This window comes from Pseudomonas sp. BN505 (genome assembly GCF_029873175.1).
Lineage (GTDB): Bacteria > Pseudomonadota > Gammaproteobacteria > Pseudomonadales > Pseudomonadaceae > Aquipseudomonas > Aquipseudomonas putida.
Map to the genome: position 1 here is coordinate 1 of NZ_SSOI01000036.1, position 17,500 is coordinate 17,500.

20 protein-coding genes and 1 rRNA gene (1 of these 21 cut by a window edge) are annotated in these 17,500 nt (G+C 62.2%); 9 read left to right on the forward strand and 12 right to left on the reverse strand.

The genetic code is table 11. The annotated features are described in order from the left end of the window. Positions 1 to 87: 87 nt before the first annotated feature. The 5 genes from E8E78_RS11180 (at position 88) to E8E78_RS11200 (ending at position 2,233) form a co-directional block, all read left to right on the forward strand. Complete coding sequence (locus E8E78_RS11180; protein ID WP_155403393.1) at positions 88 to 468, forward strand: hypothetical protein; 381 nt, start codon at positions 88 to 90, stop codon at positions 466 to 468. After that, complete coding sequence (locus tag E8E78_RS11185) at positions 431 to 835, forward strand: TraR/DksA C4-type zinc finger protein (protein ID WP_016485822.1); 405 nt, start codon at positions 431 to 433, stop codon at positions 833 to 835. The genes E8E78_RS11180 and E8E78_RS11185 overlap by 38 nt, the downstream gene beginning before the upstream one ends. A 178-nt stretch (positions 836 to 1,013) precedes the next feature. After that, entirely contained in the window at positions 1,014 to 1,208 is a 195-nt protein-coding gene (locus tag E8E78_RS11190) for a hypothetical protein (RefSeq protein WP_049276091.1), read from the forward strand. 345 nt (positions 1,209 to 1,553) lie between these two features. After that, positions 1,554 to 2,024 (forward strand): hypothetical protein, encoded by a 471-nt coding sequence (locus tag E8E78_RS11195; protein WP_016500631.1) that lies wholly within the window; start codon positions 1,554 to 1,556, stop codon positions 2,022 to 2,024. Continuing rightward, positions 2,021 to 2,233, forward strand: a complete 213-nt coding sequence (locus E8E78_RS11200; RefSeq protein WP_049276090.1) for a hypothetical protein — start codon at positions 2,021 to 2,023, stop codon at positions 2,231 to 2,233. The genes E8E78_RS11195 and E8E78_RS11200 overlap by 4 nt, the downstream gene beginning before the upstream one ends. Positions 2,234 to 2,245: 12 nt before the next feature. Here the strand turns inward: E8E78_RS11200 and E8E78_RS11205 are convergent, their stop codons facing one another. The 7 genes from E8E78_RS11205 to E8E78_RS11235 form a co-directional block, all read right to left on the reverse strand. Beyond that, a complete protein-coding gene (locus E8E78_RS11205) occupies positions 2,246 to 2,611 on the reverse strand; it encodes a Na+/H+ antiporter subunit G (protein WP_016500629.1) in 366 nt (121 codons plus the stop codon). After that, the gene (locus tag E8E78_RS11210) at positions 2,608 to 2,886 is read right to left on the reverse strand and encodes a K+/H+ antiporter subunit F (protein WP_003250109.1); all 279 of its coding nucleotides are present in this window, start codon (positions 2,884 to 2,886) and stop codon (positions 2,608 to 2,610) included. The genes E8E78_RS11205 and E8E78_RS11210 overlap by 4 nt, the downstream gene beginning before the upstream one ends. Next, the gene (locus tag E8E78_RS11215; protein WP_049276089.1) at positions 2,883 to 3,371 is read right to left on the reverse strand and encodes a Na+/H+ antiporter subunit E; all 489 of its coding nucleotides are present in this window, start codon (positions 3,369 to 3,371) and stop codon (positions 2,883 to 2,885) included. The genes E8E78_RS11210 and E8E78_RS11215 overlap by 4 nt, the downstream gene beginning before the upstream one ends. Then, positions 3,368 to 5,047: a monovalent cation/H+ antiporter subunit D gene (locus E8E78_RS11220; RefSeq protein WP_049276088.1), complete on the reverse strand. Its 1,680-nt coding sequence runs from the start codon at positions 5,045 to 5,047 to the stop codon at positions 3,368 to 3,370. The genes E8E78_RS11215 and E8E78_RS11220 overlap by 4 nt, the downstream gene beginning before the upstream one ends. Continuing rightward, positions 5,044 to 5,388, reverse strand: a complete 345-nt coding sequence (locus E8E78_RS11225) for a Na+/H+ antiporter subunit C (protein WP_003250128.1) — start codon at positions 5,386 to 5,388, stop codon at positions 5,044 to 5,046. The genes E8E78_RS11220 and E8E78_RS11225 overlap by 4 nt, the downstream gene beginning before the upstream one ends. Then, entirely contained in the window at positions 5,388 to 8,303 is a 2,916-nt protein-coding gene (locus E8E78_RS11230; protein WP_114942163.1) for a monovalent cation/H+ antiporter subunit A, read from the reverse strand. The genes E8E78_RS11225 and E8E78_RS11230 overlap by 1 nt, the downstream gene beginning before the upstream one ends. A 149-nt stretch (positions 8,304 to 8,452) precedes the next feature. Next, entirely contained in the window at positions 8,453 to 9,403 is a 951-nt protein-coding gene (locus tag E8E78_RS11235) for a DMT family transporter (RefSeq protein WP_059396122.1), read from the reverse strand. 83 nt (positions 9,404 to 9,486) lie between these two features. Here E8E78_RS11235 and E8E78_RS11240 point away from each other — a divergent pair, with 83 nt between their 5' ends. Beyond that, positions 9,487 to 10,050, forward strand: a complete 564-nt coding sequence (locus tag E8E78_RS11240) for an XRE family transcriptional regulator (protein ID WP_049276084.1) — start codon at positions 9,487 to 9,489, stop codon at positions 10,048 to 10,050. Between the two features lie 163 nt (positions 10,051 to 10,213). On the opposite strand, the gene E8E78_RS11245 is transcribed toward E8E78_RS11240, so the two are convergent. Continuing rightward, positions 10,214 to 10,762 carry a cysteine hydrolase family protein gene (locus E8E78_RS11245; protein ID WP_049276083.1) on the reverse strand — a complete coding sequence of 183 codons (549 nt, stop codon included), beginning with the start codon at positions 10,760 to 10,762 and terminating at the stop codon, positions 10,214 to 10,216. Between the two features lie 141 nt (positions 10,763 to 10,903). Here E8E78_RS11245 and E8E78_RS11250 point away from each other — a divergent pair, with 141 nt between their 5' ends. Further along, positions 10,904 to 11,284 (forward strand): antibiotic biosynthesis monooxygenase, encoded by a 381-nt coding sequence (locus E8E78_RS11250; protein ID WP_059396123.1) that lies wholly within the window; start codon positions 10,904 to 10,906, stop codon positions 11,282 to 11,284. Here E8E78_RS11250 and E8E78_RS11255 read toward each other — a convergent pair. Further along, positions 11,263 to 12,033 carry an alpha/beta hydrolase gene (locus E8E78_RS11255; protein WP_049276080.1) on the reverse strand — a complete coding sequence of 257 codons (771 nt, stop codon included), beginning with the start codon at positions 12,031 to 12,033 and terminating at the stop codon, positions 11,263 to 11,265. The two genes, E8E78_RS11250 and E8E78_RS11255, sit on opposite strands and share 22 nt — an antisense overlap. Then, a complete protein-coding gene (locus tag E8E78_RS11260) occupies positions 12,017 to 13,135 on the reverse strand; it encodes a DUF3182 family protein (protein ID WP_059396124.1) in 1,119 nt (372 codons plus the stop codon). The genes E8E78_RS11255 and E8E78_RS11260 overlap by 17 nt, the downstream gene beginning before the upstream one ends. Positions 13,136 to 13,355: 220 nt before the next feature. Here E8E78_RS11260 and E8E78_RS11265 point away from each other — a divergent pair, with 220 nt between their 5' ends. Then, entirely contained in the window at positions 13,356 to 15,164 is a 1,809-nt protein-coding gene (locus E8E78_RS11265) for an aminopeptidase P family protein (RefSeq protein WP_059396125.1), read from the forward strand. Between the two features lie 40 nt (positions 15,165 to 15,204). Here the strand turns inward: E8E78_RS11265 and E8E78_RS11270 are convergent, their stop codons facing one another. Beyond that, positions 15,205 to 15,486 (reverse strand): hypothetical protein, encoded by a 282-nt coding sequence (locus tag E8E78_RS11270; RefSeq protein ID WP_049276076.1) that lies wholly within the window; start codon positions 15,484 to 15,486, stop codon positions 15,205 to 15,207. A 195-nt stretch (positions 15,487 to 15,681) separates the two neighbouring features. Further along, positions 15,682 to 16,569, reverse strand: a complete 888-nt coding sequence (rhtA, locus tag E8E78_RS11275) for a threonine/homoserine exporter RhtA (protein ID WP_049276075.1) — start codon at positions 16,567 to 16,569, stop codon at positions 15,682 to 15,684. A gap of 472 nt (positions 16,570 to 17,041) precedes the next feature. Between rhtA and E8E78_RS11280 the strand changes: the two genes are divergently transcribed. Further along, positions 17,042 to 17,500 (forward strand): 16S ribosomal RNA (locus E8E78_RS11280) (it continues 1,078 nt past the right edge of the window).

A 17,500-nucleotide genomic window follows, 5' to 3' on the forward strand; every position in this document is an offset into this window, starting at 1 on the left:
CGCTCCGGGGTTCCCTCACTCCGGCCTCGCTCCCGGGAGGACCGCGCTGCAGGCCCCATCCTGGGGCCCAGCGCTTGACGGGCATCCATGCCCGTCACCTCCCTCCGCAAGGCCTGCGTTCGGCCTCCTGAAGTCGCGAAGATCAAGATCAAGATCAAGATCAAGATCAAGATCAAAAGCCGGCGATATGGCCGCAGCCAGAAATACGGTTTACTACTGGCTATACAGCAGAGCCGCGGTGCCGACCGGCGGATTGTAAGCACTGGAAGCAAATTTGCACCCGATTGCAGTTGCTCCACGCGACGTGGCGCCTTAGACTGCCGCCCCCTGAGAAAGAGTGCCGGTTGGCGCTTGAAAATTTCCGCTGCCGATGCCAAGGCGTCGGCGGCACCCGAATCGCCCCAATGCACATTTTTTCATAGAGAAATCGATGACCAAGGAACAGTTGCTGGCCATGTCGGCCGATGACTACATGAACGCTGACCAGCTGGCTTTCTTCACTGGCCTGCTGCAGTCGATGAAAGTCGAAACCCATGAACGCATCGAGCTCAGCCGTGCCACCATCGAAGGCCTGGACACTCCGTCGGATCCTGCCGATGTGGCGTCGGTCGAAGAAGAGCGTAGCTGGCTGGTCAATGCCATCGACCGCGACCAGCGCCTGCTGCCTCAGCTGGAAATGGCGCTGGACCGTATCTCCGACGAGAGCTTCGGCTGGTGCGATGACAGCGGTGAGCCAATTGGCCTTAAGCGCCTGCTGATCAGCCCGACCACCAAGTACTGCATCGAAGCGCAAGAGCGCCACGAGCAGCTCGACCGCCACCAGCGCCAGGTATAAACCCGCGCGCGGTGCCAAGCCCCACGGAGCAATCCCTGGGGCTTTTTGCGTTTTTTGCTGATACCGGTTTTGTTGTCCAGAACGTAACAGTGCTGTACCGCGAAGCGCTGTTTTCTCCCGGTGGGCAGGCGTATCATAACGCTATCGTTAGGGTGCTAACTAAATGCCGGAGGGCATGATGAATAGCCGGGTCGATGTAGCTGTGATGATAGGTTCGGGAGTGCCAGCCACCTTGCAGGCGCTGGGTAAACGCATCTGTTGGGTGGTGCTGGTCAATGGCGAGCGTCGGGGCACCGCCTTCGCCACGCGTGCAGAGGCACTTGAATGCCAAGCTGCCTGGCAGCAGCAACTGAAGAAAGGCCTGGCCGCCTGAAATTGTTTTTTGCCTCTCGACGGGTTTCGGTGTTTTCGGGCATATTTGTCCTACGGTAATACGCACGTGGATGCCAGGGCTTGTCTACTTGCAGGCTTACCCCCATGGTTGCGTTTTCTGGTAAGTGATCTCAGGCATCACGCTTCCCAAATCGGGAATTAGCCAAACGCCTTCGTTTGAGGGCGAATCTGGCAAACCAGAGTAAAGATTCCTGCACGCTGCATCGTCAGCGGGCACAGACATTTCGCATATCGCTTTATTACTCTTTTCGCCTATCGATAAGAAATGGCCGTGCCTCCCCGAGCTTGGGAGAGGGCGGGTTGTAACCGGTTGAGGATTACTTCATTGGCAGTCAGCACACTTGATACCCATGCGTTGTTCGCCTTGGGCGACTTGCGCGGTAAATTGGCCCAGCTGTTCCAGGGCCGCTTTATCTACGTTACCGAACAAACCCCCGAAGGCCTTTACATGGCCGAAATCGACACCGAAGAAGCATTGGTGGTCGATGACAAGCAGCGCCTTGAATTGAAAGTCGGCGATCACTTCCGCGCTGCGGTGTTGCCCAGCCGTGAAGGTGGCAAGCTGGAAATGCGCTTTCGCGAAATCAAACTGAATGTGTATGGCGTGGGCGATTATGCCTTCGTGTCGGTACCCGAAGGTGAGGGCATCGTGTTGCGCGAGGGGCATGGCGTGATGCTGGTTTTCGCCGCGCAACAGCAGGTTCAGGAAGGCTTGGGCAAATTGCTCAAGGCGGTGACCGGCAAGGTTGCCAAATGGCGCAAGGGCGAGTTGACCACCTTCAAGGCCAGTGAATGACCGACAGCGGCGATGCGCCTGTCACGCGTGTCGAGTTTCATCGACAGCACCAGGCAGATGCCGTGGCCGAGGCCGAACGTTTGCTGGCCAGGCGTGGGGAGCTGCAAGGCGCCTGGTTGCACTGGGTGGCGGGTGAGTTGTACCGGCTCGGTCCGCCCCCTTATGCCTCCATGGTGCGGCGGGAGCTGCAGCGCCTCAGCCAAGGGTGAGGCGGCGGCCCTTCAATTGCCCCGGTCGCGGCCGCTGCTGACTTCTTCAGGCACTGGCTCTTTCGACATGCGCTTGCGAAACAACGCCGCCCGGGCCAGCAGCAGCGTGGTCACTGGCACGGTGATCGACAGCAGGATGGGAATCAGCCAAGCGTGCAGTACCGGTGCTTCCTTGAGCCACGAGAAATAGATGATCGAAGCCAGCGCTACGCACCAGGCGCCAATGGTCGACGCCAGCGCTGGCGGGTGCATGCGCTGGAAGTAATCCTTCAGGCGCACCAGGCCTATTGCTCCGACCAGCGCGAACAGGCTGCCGGTCAGCAGCAGTGCGGCGGTGACCACTTCCAGCCAGAAGGGCAGTACCAGGGTTTCGGTCATTCGATCACCTCACCGCGCAGCAGGAACTTGGCCAGGGCAAACGAGCCGACGAAGCCGAACAGCGCAATCAGCAGGGCACCTTCGAAGTAGGTGTCACTGGCATAACGGATACCCAGCACCAGCATGGTCAGCATGGCCAGGATGTACAGGTAGTCCAGCGCCAGCACCCGGTCCTGGGCGGACGGGCCACGGAACAGCCGGATCAGCGCCAGGCCCATGGCCAAGGCGAAGATGAACAGGCTGGCAAGGACAGCATTGGCGAGCAGGCCTGTCATTGGAATATCTCCATCAGCGGGCGTTCATAGGTGTCCTTGAAGTGCTGGATAAAGGCCGCCTCATCGTCCAGGTCGAACACATGCAGCAGCAATACGCTGCGGTCCAGCGCCAGCTCGGACCAGACCGTGCCGGGCACTACCGTAGTGATCATCGACAGTGCCGCCAGCCCATGTGCATCGTGCAGGGCCAACGGAATGTGCACGAACGCCGAGCGTGGTGGTTGCTTGCCAGCGCGCAGCACGCCACGGGCAACCAGCAGGTTGGACAGGATCACATCGATGCCTACCCGGCCTATCAGCCGGGCGATGACCATTGGTCGACGCACGTGGGCATGCTGTGGGCGCAGTGGCGCCATCAGCAGTGGCGCCAGCAGGCCAAGTGCGGCGCCCAGCAACAGGTTGCCGGGGCTGACCGAGAGGTTCAGCAGCAGCCACAGGCCGAACAGCGAAACCGATAGCAGCGGGGCGGGGAACAGTCGGTTCATGGCTGCACCTGGATGTCGAGCGAGGTGGGGCCAGGCATCGGCCGGGCGGCCATCACGGCTTCAATGTAGGCATCGGGGGCCTGCAGGCTGGCGGCGGTGTCCTGGGTGTAGCGCAGCAATGGCTCGGCCTTGAGGCTGAGGATGATGCACAGGCCGAGCAGGATGACGATGGGCAGGCACTCATAGCGGCGCAGCACCGGCGACGGGCGCTCCTCGGGCTTCCAGAAGCGCTGGATGCCGACGCGCCCGAAGGCGATCAGCGAGGCCATGCCGGACAGGATCAGCAGCGCCACCAGGCCCCAGCCCGCCGCACTCAGCGGCTGCTCGGCCGGCACGCCCAAACCCTGCGGGTTGAACAGTGCGCTGATCAGGTTGAGCTTGCCGACGAAGCCTGACAACGGCGGCATGCCGATGATGAGCAAAGCGCAGGCGATGAAGCTGAGGCCGAGGAAGGCCATCGTCCACGGGATGATCTGGCCGATCACCACCTTCTGCTCGTCGTCGAGGTTGATGCCCTTGGGTGGGTGCAACGACTCCAGCGGTGGCGGCATGGCCTCTTCTTCTTCGTCCAGCGGCACTTCATTGGCCGAGCGCGAGCGTTCGACCAGTTCGGCGAGCAGGAACAGCGCGCAAAGTGCCAGGGTCGAGTTGACCAGGTAGAACAGCGCCGCACCCGTCAGCGCCGACTGGGCAAAGCCGACGGCGCCAAGCAGGGTGCCGGCCGAGACCAGGATGCTGAGCGCCGCCATGCGTTCCAGGCGTTGTGCCGCCAGGATCGACACTGCTGCCACTGCCAGGGTGACCAGGCCACCGTACACCAGCCATTCGCCACCGAAATGCGCCGAGGCCCCGGCCTGCCCGGAGAACAGCAGGGTCCACAGGCGCAGCAGGGCGTACAGGCCGACCTTGGTCATGATGGCGAACAACGCAGCTACCGGCGCGCTGGCCGAGGAGTAGGCCGGCACCAGCCAGAAGTTCAGCGGCCAGATACCGGCCTTGACCAGGAAGGCCATGGCCAGGATTGCCGCACCGGCATGCAGCAGGCCACGGTCGGCCTCCGGTACCAGTGGGATCTTCAGCGCCAGGTCGGCCATGTTCAGGGTGCCGGTTACCCCATACAGCATTGCCGCGCCGATCAGGAACAGCGACGAGGCGAACAGGTTGATGGCGATGTAGTGCAGGCCGGCACGTACCCGCGCACGCCCCGAGCCATGTAGCAGCAAGCCATAGGACGCTGCCAGCAGCACCTCGAAGAACACGAACAGGTTGAACAGGTCGGCGGTGAGAAAGGCGCCGTACAGGCCCATCAGCTGAATCTGGAACAGCGCATGGAAGCTGGCCCCGGCCCCGTCCCAGCGGGCGCGGGCAAACAACAGGGCGCTGAAGCCGATGATCCCGGTGAGGGTCAGCAGCAGCGCCGACAGGTGGTCCACCACCAGGACGATCCCGAACGGTGCAGGCCAGTTGCCCGGCAGGTAGACGCCGATCGACTCCGCCTGGCCCTGGGTGCGCACCCACAGCAGCAGGCTGACCGCGACGGCCAGGCCGGCGAAGGTCGACAGCAGGTTGAGGCGGGCCTTGATACGCCGGTGTTTCTCCCCCAGCAACAACATCACGGCTGCCGTTACCAGTGGCAGCAGGATGGGCGCGACAATCAGTTGGCTCATGCCATTCATTCGTCACGCTCCCGGCCATCCACGTGGTCGGTACCGGTCAGGCCGCGCGAGGCCAGCAACACCACCAGGAACAGCGCAGTCATGGCAAAGCTGATGACGATGGCCGTCAGCACCAGGGCTTGGGGCAACGGGTCGGTGTAGTGCAGCAGGTCCTGGGTGACGCCATCCTTGATGATCGGTTCCTTGCCGATGAACAGGCTGCCCATGCTGAAGATGAACAGGTTCACGCCGTACGACAGCAGGCACAGGCCCATGATCACCTGGTAGGTCCGAGGGCGCAGGATCAGCCACACCCCCGAGGCGGCCAGCACGCCGATGGCGACTGCAATGACTTCTTCCATCAGGCGGCTCCTGCTTGGCTGGTTTTCGATGAATTGCCCGGGCGGTAGGCGCGCACCGACTGGTGCGCCAGGGCAGTGAGGATCAGCAGGGTCGAGCCGACCACCACGGTGTACACGCCAACATCGAAGAACAGCGCGCTGGCCACGTGCACATCCCCGAGCAGCGGCAGGTGCAAGTGGGCGGTATGGGTGGTCAGGAACGGGTAGCCCAGCAGCATGGCACCGACCCCTGTCAGGGTGGCGCACAGCAACCCGGTCCCCATCCAGCGCAGTGGGCGCAGGCTCATCTGCGCCTCTACCCACTGGGTGCCAGCCACCATGTACTGCAGGATGAACGCCACCGACATCACCAGGCCGGCGACGAAGCCGCCACCTGGCTGGTTGTGGCCACGCATGAACAGGTACATCGACACCAGCAGGGCGATGGGCAGCAGCAGGCGCACCAGCACCGCAGGCACCATCATGAAGCCCAGGGCGGTGTCGGTGGCATGCCGCGGGTTGATCAGGTCGGTGACCACATCAGGCGCGAGCTGGCGTTGTTGCGCCGGCAACTGCATGCTTTCTTTCGGCGGGCGGAAGCGTCGCAGCAGGGCGAACACGGTCAGCGCCACGGCCACCAGCACGGTGATTTCACCGAGGGTATCGAAGCCGCGGAAGTCGACCAGCATGACATTCACCACATTGGTGCCGCCGCCTTGGGGCAGCGCCCGGCTCAGGTAGAACGAGGAAATGTCGTTGGGCGTCGGCCGGGTCAGCATGGCGTAAGACAGCACGGCCATGCCGGCACCCACCAGCACTGCCAGTAGCAGGTCGCGCAGGCGGCGCATGCGCGCGCGTTCCAGGCTGTCCGGTAGCGGCGATACGCCTTCGATACGCCGTGGCAGCCAGCGCAGGCCCAGCAGGATCAGCACCGTGGTGACCACCTCCACCACCAGCTGGGTCAGGGCCAGGTCGGGGGCGGAGAACCAGACAAAGGTAATGCAGGTCATCAGGCCGCAGACACTGACCATGATCAGTGCCGCGAGGCGGTGGTACTTGGCCTGGTAGGCGGCGCCGATGGCGCAGGCAATGGCGATCAGCCACAGCGCGACGAACACGCCCGAACCCGGAATCTTGGGCCGATCGCCCCAGCTGAGCCCGCTGTACAGCATGGGCGTGAGGCCGGCGAGGAAGGCGGCGAGCACCAGCATGAACAGTTGTGCCTGGAGGCGGCGGGTGGTGAACAGGCGCTCGACGTGCCGGGCCAGTAACATCAGGTGCACCTGGCCGTGCTCGAACAGGCGTTTGCCATTGAAGCGTTCAATCACCGGTGGGTACGGGAAGCGGCCCAGGCGCAGTTGCTTGCGAAGGAGCAGGTACAGCACGATGCCGCCGCTCATGGCCACCAGGCTCATGATCAGGGGCGCGTTCCATCCATGCCAGATGGCCAGGCTGTACTCTGGCAGGGTACCGCCTACTACCGGGAGGGCTGCGGCGGCCAGCAGCGGGCCGACCGACTGGGCGGGGAAGATGCCCACCACCAGGCAGGTGAGTACCAGCAGTTCGACCGGCGCACGCATCCAGCGTGGCGGTTCGTGCGGGGTGTGGGGCAGGTCCTGCGCAGTGGGGCCGAAGAACACATCTACGGTAAAGCGCAGGGCATAGGCCACGCTGAAGGTACCGGCCAGTGTGGCGATCACCGGCAGCGTTGCTTCGACCCAGGCGGTAGAACTGATGAACACCGTTTCGGCAAAGAACATTTCCTTGGACAGGAAACCGTTCATCAGCGGCACGCCGGCCATGGAGGCGCTGGCCACCATGGCCAGGGTGGCGGTGTAGGGTACCAGGCGGATCAGGCCGCTGAGACGGCGGATGTCACGGGTGCCGCTCTCGTGGTCAATGATGCCGGCGGCCATGAACAGCGAGGCCTTGAAGGTGGCGTGGTTGAGGATGTGGAACACCGCCGCGACCGCGGCCAGCGGGCTGTTCAGGCCCAGCAGCAGGGTAATCAGGCCCAGGTGGCTGATGGTCGAATAGGCCAGCAGGCCTTTGAGGTCGTTCTGGAACATGGCGGCGAAGGCGCCGAGCAGCAGGGTGAGGGCGCCGGCACCGCCGACGATCCAGAACCACTCTTCGCTGCCCGACAGCACCGGCCAGAAGCGCGCCAGCAGGAACACCCCGGCTTTGACCATGGTGGCAGAGTGCAGGTAGGCCGATACCGGGGTGGGCGCTGCCATGGCATGGGGCAGCCAGAAGTGGAAGGGGAACTGTGCGCTTTTGCTCAGGGCGCCAATGAGGATCAGGGGCAGCAGCACCGGGTACAGCGCATGCTGGCGGATGGTGTCGCCGGCAGCCAGGACCTTGTCCAGGTCATAGCTGCCGACCACATGGCCGAGCAGCAGGGCACCCACCAGCAGGCACAAGCCACCTGCGCCGGTCACCATGAGCGCCATGTAGGCGCCACGCCGGGCGTCTGCGCGGTGGTGCCAGTAGCCGATCAGCAGGAAGGAGAACAGGCTGGTCAGTTCCCAGAAGAACACCAGCTGGATCAGGTTGCCGGAAATGACCAGGCCTAGCATGGCGCCCATGAAGGCCAGGAAGAAGGCGAAGAAACGCGGCACCGGGTCCTGTGGCGACATGTAGTAGCGCGCATACAGCGACACCAGCGTGCCGATGCCCAGCACCAGCAGCGAGAACAGCCAGGCAAAGCCGTCCATGCGCAGTACCAGGTTCAACCCCAGGCTGGGCAGCCAGAGGAATTCTTCGCGAATCACGCCCCCGTGGGCAATTTGAGGGTACAGCAGTGCTACCTGGACGGTGCCGACCAGGGCCACGAGCCCGGCGAGAATGGACTCGGCGTTACGTGCGTTGTGCGGCAGCACGGCTGCCAGGCAACTGCCCACGAACGGCAGAAGCAATAGCACTATCAATGACATAGGGGCCTATTCTGGAGAAGTTTGCAAAGATCATACGTGCCGGGGAAGTGATCACCAACACGCAAGCTGTCGCAGAATCCTACAAACAGGCTGTGACAAGCTGTTTTTTTATAACAGTTTTTTACAAAGCATAGTCGCTGTTGTCAGCTTTACAGGCCAGTCTGGCGCTCGCCTTCACTCTGGACGTCGTGTGCTTCGACGGTTTCGCGGGGGCGGCGTACCTTGAGCTCGCTGACCACCACCGCGATCACGATCAGCAGGCCACCGAGCAGCGCCACGCCCGGCAGGCGTTCGCCGGCGATGCGCCCGACGATCCCGGCCCACACCGGTTCACCGGCATAAATGAGGGTGGCGCGGGTGGGCGAGACCGACTTCTGCGCCCAGTTCATGGCCACCTGGATCACCGCGCTCATGGCACCCAGGCCTATTGCGCTGGCCAGCAGCAGCCAGGAAAAGTCGGGGATGCGCTCCTGGGTCGGCACGATCATCAGGAACGCCAGCAGCGAAGCGGTCGCCAGTTGCACCACGGTGACCCGGCGCACATCGACCTGGCCGGCGTAACGGCTGATCAGAATGATTTCGGCGGCGATCGCGACGGCGCTGACCAGGGTAACCACCTCGCCCTCGCTGAAGTGCAGGCTGCCGCCTTCCGGCCCGGCCAGCAGGATCAGACCGATGAATGCCAGGCAAATGCCGATGCTGGGCATCAGGCCAGGCCGGCGGCCCAGCACCAGCCACTGCAACAGCGGCACGAACGGCACGTACAACGCAGTGATGAACGCCGACTGGCTGCTGCTGATGGTCTGCAGACCCATGGTTTGCAGGCCGTAGCCGAGCATGATCGACACGCCTATCAGCATGCCGGCTTTGAGCTCGGTGAAGGTCAGCCCGGGCAACGCCCGCGCCGAAACCACGCCCACGAACAGCGCTGCCGCAGCGAAGCGCAGGCCGACGAAGAACATCGGACCGCTGACGGTCATTACGTTATGCACCAGCAGGAAGGTGCCGCCCCACAACATGGTGATGAACACCAGCACCAGTTCTGCCTTGCTCAGGCGAAAGGTAACGGCGGGGGTGGGTGTGTTGCGGGCCTGGCTCATGGTCTTGCGCACTCGGAGGGGGCGGCGCACAATCGCCGCAAAGTGGGCAGTATACTGCGCAATCTCTATCAGTGAGCAATATAGTGCACAAAGATACTTCGCATCGGGCATCGGTGCTGCAACATGTAAGCCTCAACGTACGCAGCCTGCGCCATGCTTCCGGGTTGAGCCAGACAGCGTTGGCCGAGCGCTCAGGGGTCAGCCGGCGCATGCTGGTGGCAATCGAGGCGGGCGAGAAGAATGTCAGCCTGACCACCCTCGACCTGATCGCCGAAGCTTTGGGGGTGGCTTTCAGCACCTTGATCCAGGCACCGGACCAGCGTGACCCTGGGCGCATCGAGGAACTGGCCTGGGCCGGTGAATACCCGCAGAGCAAGGCCGTGCTGCTGGGTAGCAGTGCGGCACGGCGTGAGGTGGAGCTTTGGGAGTGGACCCTGGCACCGGGCGAGTGCTATTCCAGCGAGGCTGATGCCGAAGGCTGGAGCGAGCAGATCTATGTGGCAGAAGGGCAACTGACGCTGGTCATTGAAGGGGTTGAGCATCGGCTTCTGGTGGGGCAGTTCCATGTGTTCCCGAGCAACTGCCAGTATGCCTACCGTAACGATGGGGTGGTGGCAGTGCGTTTTGTGCGTAATGTGGTGATCTGAGTTTGCAAGCGTTGGGGCTGCTGCGCAGCCCATCGCGACAAAAGACCGCTTCCGCAGGGATCGCTTACGGTTCTTGCTTGCGCATTACCTGTGGGAGCGGCCTCGCCGGGGCGCCGGACCGGTCGGAAAGGGGCGCAAAGCGCCCCCAAAGCTCTGAAGTCGATCAGTTTTTCAGCAGCTCATCGGTCTTCACCACCGACGCATAGGCAAACGCCAAGGCTGCCATCGCCGAATCATGCACCTGCGCCGCCGGCACCTGCTTGCCGTCGAACTCCAGCGGCAGGGTAGCGCAGGCATCGTGCGCCACGGTCACCGTGTAGCCCAGGTCGGCTGCGGCACGGGTAGCGGCATCGATGCACATGTGGCTCATGCTGCCAACGATGGTCAAGGCTTCCACGCCATGTCGGTCCAGCGTGTTCTCAAGGTCGGTACCGAGGAAGGCGTTGACCTTGTGCTTGAGCACCACCGGCTCACCTGCCACCGGCTCGACCTTGGCGTGGATGGCCGCACCCTGCGAACCGGGTGCGAAAAATGGCGCATCGGCGCTGTCGAATTCATGCCGCACATGGACCACCAGGTCGCCGCGCTGGCGTGCCGCCGCCAGCAGCCTGGCGGCGTTGTCGGCCGCCTGGTCGGCGCCATCGAGGGCCCACTTGCCGCCTGGGAAGTAGTCGTTCTGGATGTCGATGATGATCAGCGCCTGCTTGCTCATGCTGCCTCCTGTGGCAGTAGTTGTCGGGAGACGTTAGTTATAGGCTGTTTGCACGGGCAGAAACCACTTGACCTTGACTTTGCTTGAGGTTTTACCCTGCTCGGCATCGCCAAGCATGCGTCCGTAACCAGGAGAACGTCGATGTCGGCAAACCCTCATGCGCTGTGGTTCACCCAGATGATCGAATACGAAGTGCCCAGCCTGTGCCAGCAAGCGCTGGCCCAGGCGCTGGTGGTGCGCAGCGAGGCGCTGGCCACGCGCTGCGAAGGGCTGCAGGGTGTCAGCATCCAGGCCAGTGACGATGGCAGCCGGGTGTTGCAGTACCTGCAATGGCAATCTCGTCAGGCGTGGGCGGCGGCGGCCGTGCACTTCGTCGAGGAGTCTTTCCTTGAACTGCTGGGCCAGCATCAGGCGCGGGGCGTCAACTTTGCCGCCTACCAGACCTTGCGCAGCCTGGTGCGTGGCGCTGATGGTGGCCTGCAGTGCGAGGTGGGTGAGCCTCAGGCATACCAGGGGGCGTAGTGCGGGTAGCGGTCCAGGCGGGCACCGATCACCATTTCGCTGATCCACGCCGCCAGGATCGAACTGTAGGCTTTCTGGCTCGCTTCGCTGGACAACGCGTGGTCGGCACCGTCGACGATGCGATGGGTAAGTGAGTGGGCGCTGACGAATGCCGAACGGTAGCTCATCAGCGTACTGTGCGGCACGTAGTCGTCCTGCTCGGACTCTACCAGCAACACATCACCGGCGAATTCTGCGCACGCCGCCAGCGCGCGATTGTCTGCCGGGCCTAGCGATTGCTGGCGGTAGGCGTTCAGGCGTTGGCGGTCGAGGGTTTGCTTAGGGGTGTTCCATTCGTCGTCCCAGTACATGGCCGGCACCCGCAGAGCCAGCCATTTGACTGGCCGCTCGCGGGTCAGCAAGGTTGCCAGGTATCCCCCATAGCTGCTGCCGATGATGGCGATGGCACTGCTGTCTACCGCCGGATGGCTGAGCAGCCGGTCGTAGGCCACCAGCAGGTCCTGCAGGTTCTGTTCACGGGTGACCGTCAGGCGTTGGCTTTCGGTTTTTTCGTGGCCGCGCAGGTCAAAGGTCATGCACACGCAGCCCAGCCCGGTGATGTGCCGGGCACGGGCCAGATCACGCTGCTGGCTACCGCCCCAGCCGTGGACGAAGAGGATGCCCGGCATCTTGCTGCCAGGGCTGACCAGGGTGCCGACAATGCTGTCGTTGTCGACTTGCAGTTCAACGGTTTCACTCTGAACGGCCATGTTCGCGAATCCGTGCAAATTTGCTGAGTTGTCCGAGTTCACTGTCGTTTCCTTGGTAGAAGAGGGTGGCGTCAGCGGGCAGGTCGGGGGTGCCGAACACTTCATGGGTCGACGCACGCACCCGCTGCAATGCCGGGTCATCGGCAAATGCCTGCAGGGCCAGCAGCTCGGCACTGCTGGCACCGCCCAGGCGCCAGGATTGTTCGAGCACACCGCTGCGCAGGTGGCCCTGGGGGTTCAGGCCGCGCGCGATGTCGTAGTTGCGCCGCGAGGCGATGAAACCGGGGAAGTGTTGCTCGGCAGCCTGCTCGTAGGCGATCGCCTGGTTGATGGCCAGGCGCATGTAGTCTTCCAGTGGTAGTTGCAATAGCGCCTGGTAATCGCCACGTACCACCACCAGGTCGGAGCCGCCGTACACCTCGGTGCCCTGATGGTCACGGGTCAGTTGCTGGGTGCCGTGATAGCTGCAGGTCAGGCCGGCGACGCGCACCTGGCCGACGCTGAAGGTTTCTACATCGCTCAAGTCTTCTTCGAGCACCAGCCCCCACAGCGCCAGCATCTGGTCATCCATGCCCGCCAGCAGAGGCTCTAGCGCGTCCGCACTGGTGATGACCTGCTGCCCCCGGCCTGCGCAGGCCAGCACGGGCTTGACCCTCAGGGGGCCGTCGAGCAGCAGCAATTGTGCGGCGCTGCGCGCGTCGGCTTTGCTGAACACGGTATAGCCGCGCAGCAAGGCGTCGCTTGCCTGTCGGGCGAAGTCGTCGGTCCAGCCCGGCGGGAAGCTGGCCCCGGCTGGCAGTGGGTGGGAGATTGCCTTGGTCGACATGTAGGGGTATGGCACCAGGCCGCCAAACAGGTCCTGCTCGCTGCGAATGCCCAAGGTGGCAGGGTGCTTGGGATCGACGAGCGTTTCGGTAGGTAGGTAATAGTAGTTATCAGCGGCGGTGGGTGCATGAGCGGGATGGACGTGCTGGCAGCCCAGCAGGCCGGCCAGGCCATCGGCTAGCTTGAGGTGCACGGCATGCTCATGGTCAGGCGTATGATCGCGGGTATCGAGCAGCACTACGCCGGCTTTCGGTGCGCTGGCACTGGGCATGGTCATTTGCCTGTGTGCAATGAATGTACTGTGTCTGAAGCCGGTGTCCTGGGGAAGTTCAGCGGAACTTGATCGGTGGTCCTGGCCCTTTTGTAGGAAGCGTCCTGTTGGCACAGGGCGTGACGGGCAATGCATGCCGTGTCCTGGTCTTCCCGATTGCAGGGCTCTGGCGGCTGTTCCATTATCAGCGTATTGGATCAACCGTGATGTAGCCGCAGGAGAGCGCATGAACGTCCAGACCACCCTTGAGCAAAGCGTGCCACAGCGCCTGGCGCAGGTGCGCCAGGCCATGGCAGCAGGGGGCATCGATGCCTTGCTGGTACCCTCGGCCGACCCCCACCTTTCCGAATACCTGCCCGGTTACTGGCAGGGGCGCCAGTGGCTTTCGGGTTTTCACGGCTCGGTCGGCACGCTGGTAGTCACGCCCGTTTTTGCAGGGTTGTGGGTCGATAGCCGGTACTGGGAGCAGGCGGATCACGAGCTGGCCGGTAGCGGTATCGAGCTGATGAAGCTGCTGCCCGGCAAGCCCGGGGCGTTGGAGTGGCTGGGTGATAATGTCGAGCCCGATGGCAACGTCGCGGTGGATGGGGCCGTCATGGCGCTGGCGTCGGCGCGCCAGCTGGGTGAGCGGCTCAATGCCCGTGGGGCAAGGCTGGTGACCGACAAGGACCTGCTAGCCCAGGTCTGGGAAGGGCGCCCGGCGCTGCCCGCCAACCCGGTGTATCAGCACTTGCCGCCTCACGCCACGGTAAGCCGGGCGGAAAAGCTCGCGCAATTGCGCCAGGGCATCCAGGCCAAAGGGGCCGACTGGCACTTTATTGCAACTCTGGATGACATCGCCTGGCTGTTCAACCTGCGTGGCAGTGATGTTTCGTACAACCCGGTTTTCCTGGCCTTTGCCTTGATCAGTCAGCAGCAGGCCATTCTGTTCGTGGGCCAGGACAAGGTGGACGCGCATTTGCGTCAGGTGCTGGCGGTGGACGGCATCGAGGTGCGCAACTATAGCGAGGCAGGCAACGCCCTGGCCGCAGTTCCGGTGGGGGCGCGGTTGTTGGTGGACCCTGCCCGTGTCACCTGCGGCCTGCTGGGCAACCTGGCGGCAGAGGTGGTGCTGGTCGAGGGGCTCAACCCTACCACCCTGAGCAAATCCTGCAAACGTGACGATGACCTGGTGCATATACGCCATGTCATGGAGCAGGACGGTGCGGCCTTGTGCGAGTTCTTCGCTTGGTTCGAGGCCAACCTTGGCCAGGAGGTCATTACCGAGCTGACAGTTGACGAGCAATTGAGTGCCGCACGTGCCCGGCGCCCGAACTTCGTGTCGCTGAGTTTTTCGACCATTGCCGCCTTCAATGGCAATGGCGCCATGCCGCATTACCGTGCCACCGAGCAGTCGCATGCGGTCATCGAGGGTGATGGTTTGCTGCTGATCGACTCTGGCGGGCAATACCTGGGTGGTACCACCGATATCACCCGAATGGTGCCAGTCGGTAACCCCAGCCACGCACAGAAGCTGGACTGCACCCGGGTACTCAAGGGCATGATCGCCCTGTCGCGTGCCACTTTCCCGCGAGGAATACTGTCGCCGTTGCTCGACGCCATTGCCCGGGCGCCAATTTGGGCTGACCAGGTCGATTATGGCCACGGTACCGGGCATGGTGTTGGCTACTTCATGAACGTGCACGAAGGGCCCCAAGTGATTGCCTACCAGGCGACACCTGCACCGCAGACCGCGATGCAAGCGGGCATGATCAGCTCGATCGAGCCGGGTACGTACCGCCCGGGGCAGTGGGGTGTCCGTATCGAGAACCTGGTGGTCAACCGTGAGGCGGGCAAGGGTGCCTTCGGCGACTTCCTGCGCTTCGAGACCTTGACGCTGTGCCCGATCGATACCCGCTGCCTATTGCCCAAGCTGCTGGCCAAGGAAGAGGTGGAGTGGCTGAACGGCTATCACGCGAACGTGCGTGAGCGTCTGGCACCGCTGCTCAAGGGTGATGCGCTGGCCTGGCTGCAGGTGCGTACCGAGCCCCTGTAAGGGCAAATGAAAAAGGGCAGCCTGTGAGCTGCCCTTTTTTCTACTTGCAGATGACGATCATGCTGCGGCTGGTGTACCCCGCCGGGTTGATGCCGAACAAGTAGTCACCGGCTTCTTCATCGCTGTCGCCAGAACGGGCGATGACTCGGTATCCGCGCTTGCTGCAGGAACTCTCGGCCTTGCTGTAGCAGTTGTCCCATGAGGAGGAAAGGCCGGAGCAATTGATATGCAGGCCCTTCTTGCCCCTTTTGACCTCAGTCTTGGCTGTAGCGGCACATCCAGCAATAGCCAAGATGGCCAGGATGAGAAAAATACGTTTCATTCCTGTCCTTAAATGCAAAGGGGGGGGATAAGCTGTCTGGCCCGGTCGTTATCGCTTCGCTTCTTCCTGAAAATATCCCCAGCGTCCGTATTCGGTCCAGTAGATAGCGTAAAGATGATGATTCTGTGACAGCTTAATCAGCGAGACGGGCGGCTACAATCACTAATCCTGTCTCAAATGAAAATATTTCTCATATCAGTCTGCTGCAACAGTTGGTGTGGGCTCCTTGCGCATGGACAAGGTAGTGCCAACCGACGCGGCGATGATTGCCCCGATCGCCAGCCATTGGGTGAGTGTCAGCACCTCGCCGAGGAACAGCAGGCCGGACAGTGCGCCGAACGCCGGTTCAATGCTCATCAAGGTGCCGAAGGTGCGTGCTGGGATACGCGTGAGGGCAACCATTTCCAGGCTGTAGGGCAGGGCGGTGGACAGTACCGCAACGGCCAGGGCCATGGGGATCAAGGCAGGTGTGAGCAGAGCGCTACCGGCGTGGGCGATACCGATGGGGGCGACGAACAGGGCGGCGACTACCACCCCCAAGGCTGCACTCTGGATACCGTGCTCGGCTCCGGCGCGTTGCCCGAACAGAATGTAGAGGGCCCAGCATACACCTGCGCCCAGGGCGTAAGCAGCGCCCACCGGGTCGAGTGCCTGGCCACCGTGGCCAGCTGGCAGCAACAGCAGCAGGCCGGCGATGGCCAAGGCAATCCATAGGAAGTCGATAGGCCGGCGGGAGGAGAAGATCGCCACTGCCAACGGGCCGGTGAACTCCAGGGCCACGGCGATGCCGATCGGCACTGTTTGCAGGGCCATATAGAAGAGGAAGTTCATCCCGCCCAGTGCCATGCCGTAGATGACCACGTTGCGCAGGGTGGTGGCGGTCATGCGTACCCGCCATGGGCGCAATATAAGCAGCATGATGATACTGGCGAAGATCAGGCGCAGAGTGGTGGTGCCTTGTGCGCCAATGATGGGGAACATGCTTTTGGCCAGGGAGGCACCGGACTGGATCGATGCCATGGCGATAAGCAGCAAGCCGATCGGGAAGAGAGTGGCGGCCAGGCTGCGGGGCTGGGTGTTCATTTAGGTGCGGCGATCCTTGGGCGGGGTAGGGGTGAGCAATATAGTGCGCAATTGCTAGAGCGCGTGGTAGCCCTCAAGTGGATTAGCCACAAATATTTCAAATAACTGAAATTAAAGGTTGACCTGCGTAATAACGGCCCTATAATGCGCACCATTCCAGCGGGGTAGCCAAGTAAAGCTAGTCAGCTGGTTGAGTCAAGTGGTTGAAGCTAAACGAGTTTCTCGGAAAAACTTCAAAATAAACGCTTGACAGGCTCTGAGGAAAGCGTAGAATGCGCGCCTCGGTTGAGACGAAAAGCTCTTAACCAAACGCTCTTTAACAAATTGAATCAAGCAATTCGTGTGGGTGCTTGTGAGTATGGACTGATAGTCAACAAGATTATCAGCATCACAAGTGACCATGCGAGAAATCACATAGTCATTTGAGATTGCTGAGCCAAGTTTAGGGTTTCTTAAAAACCCAAGCAGTATTGAACTGAAGAGTTTGATCATGGCTCAGATTGAACGCTGGCGGCAGGCCTAACACATGCAAGTCGAGCGGATGAGAAGAGCTTGCTCTTCGATTCAGCGGCGGACGGGTGAGTAATGCCTAGGAATCTGCCTGGTAGTGGGGGACAACGTTTCGAAAGGAACGCTAATACCGCATACGTCCTACGGGAGAAAGCAGGGGACCTTCGGGCCTTGCGCTATCAGATGAGCCTAGGTCGGATTAGCTAGTTGGTGAGGTAATGGCTCACCAAGGCGACGATCCGTAACTGGTCTGAGAGGATGATCAGTCACACTGGAACTGAGACACGGTCCAGACTCCTACGGGAGGCAGCAGTGGGGAATATTGGACAATGGGCGAAAGCCTGATCCAGCCATGCCGCGTGTGTGAAGAAGGTCTTCGGATTGTAAAGCACTTTAAGTTGGGAGGAAGGGCATTAACCTA

Excerpts from the sequence above, each read along its gene's own strand:
- E8E78_RS11260 (WP_059396124.1), bottom strand. The coding sequence starts at position 13,135 with ATGACCATGCCCAGTGCCAGCGCACCGAAAGCCGGCGTAGTGCTGCTC.
- E8E78_RS11245 (WP_049276083.1), bottom strand. The coding sequence starts at position 10,762 with ATGAGCAAGCAGGCGCTGATCATCATCGACATCCAGAACGACTACTTC.
- E8E78_RS11270 (WP_049276076.1), bottom strand. The coding sequence starts at position 15,486 with ATGAAACGTATTTTTCTCATCCTGGCCATCTTGGCTATTGCTGGATGT.
- E8E78_RS11225 (WP_003250128.1), bottom strand. The coding sequence starts at position 5,388 with ATGGAAGAAGTCATTGCAGTCGCCATCGGCGTGCTGGCCGCCTCGGGG.
- E8E78_RS11180 (WP_155403393.1), top strand. The coding sequence starts at position 88 with ATGCCCGTCACCTCCCTCCGCAAGGCCTGCGTTCGGCCTCCTGAAGTC.
- E8E78_RS11210 (WP_003250109.1), bottom strand. The coding sequence starts at position 2,886 with ATGACAGGCCTGCTCGCCAATGCTGTCCTTGCCAGCCTGTTCATCTTC.
- E8E78_RS11190 (WP_049276091.1), top strand. The coding sequence starts at position 1,014 with ATGAATAGCCGGGTCGATGTAGCTGTGATGATAGGTTCGGGAGTGCCA.
- E8E78_RS11185 (WP_016485822.1), top strand. The coding sequence starts at position 431 with ATGACCAAGGAACAGTTGCTGGCCATGTCGGCCGATGACTACATGAAC.
- rhtA (WP_049276075.1), bottom strand. The coding sequence starts at position 16,569 with ATGAACACCCAGCCCCGCAGCCTGGCCGCCACTCTCTTCCCGATCGGC.
- E8E78_RS11235 (WP_059396122.1), bottom strand. The coding sequence starts at position 9,403 with ATGAGCCAGGCCCGCAACACACCCACCCCCGCCGTTACCTTTCGCCTG.
- E8E78_RS11230 (WP_114942163.1), bottom strand. The coding sequence starts at position 8,303 with ATGTCATTGATAGTGCTATTGCTTCTGCCGTTCGTGGGCAGTTGCCTG.
- E8E78_RS11220 (WP_049276088.1), bottom strand. The coding sequence starts at position 5,047 with ATGAATGGCATGAGCCAACTGATTGTCGCGCCCATCCTGCTGCCACTG.
- E8E78_RS11200 (WP_049276090.1), top strand. The coding sequence starts at position 2,021 with ATGACCGACAGCGGCGATGCGCCTGTCACGCGTGTCGAGTTTCATCGA.
- E8E78_RS11255 (WP_049276080.1), bottom strand. The coding sequence starts at position 12,033 with ATGGCCGTTCAGAGTGAAACCGTTGAACTGCAAGTCGACAACGACAGC.
- E8E78_RS11205 (WP_016500629.1), bottom strand. The coding sequence starts at position 2,611 with ATGACCGAAACCCTGGTACTGCCCTTCTGGCTGGAAGTGGTCACCGCC.
- E8E78_RS11265 (WP_059396125.1), top strand. The coding sequence starts at position 13,356 with ATGAACGTCCAGACCACCCTTGAGCAAAGCGTGCCACAGCGCCTGGCG.
- E8E78_RS11250 (WP_059396123.1), top strand. The coding sequence starts at position 10,904 with ATGTCGGCAAACCCTCATGCGCTGTGGTTCACCCAGATGATCGAATAC.
- E8E78_RS11215 (WP_049276089.1), bottom strand. The coding sequence starts at position 3,371 with ATGAACCGACTGTTCCCCGCCCCGCTGCTATCGGTTTCGCTGTTCGGC.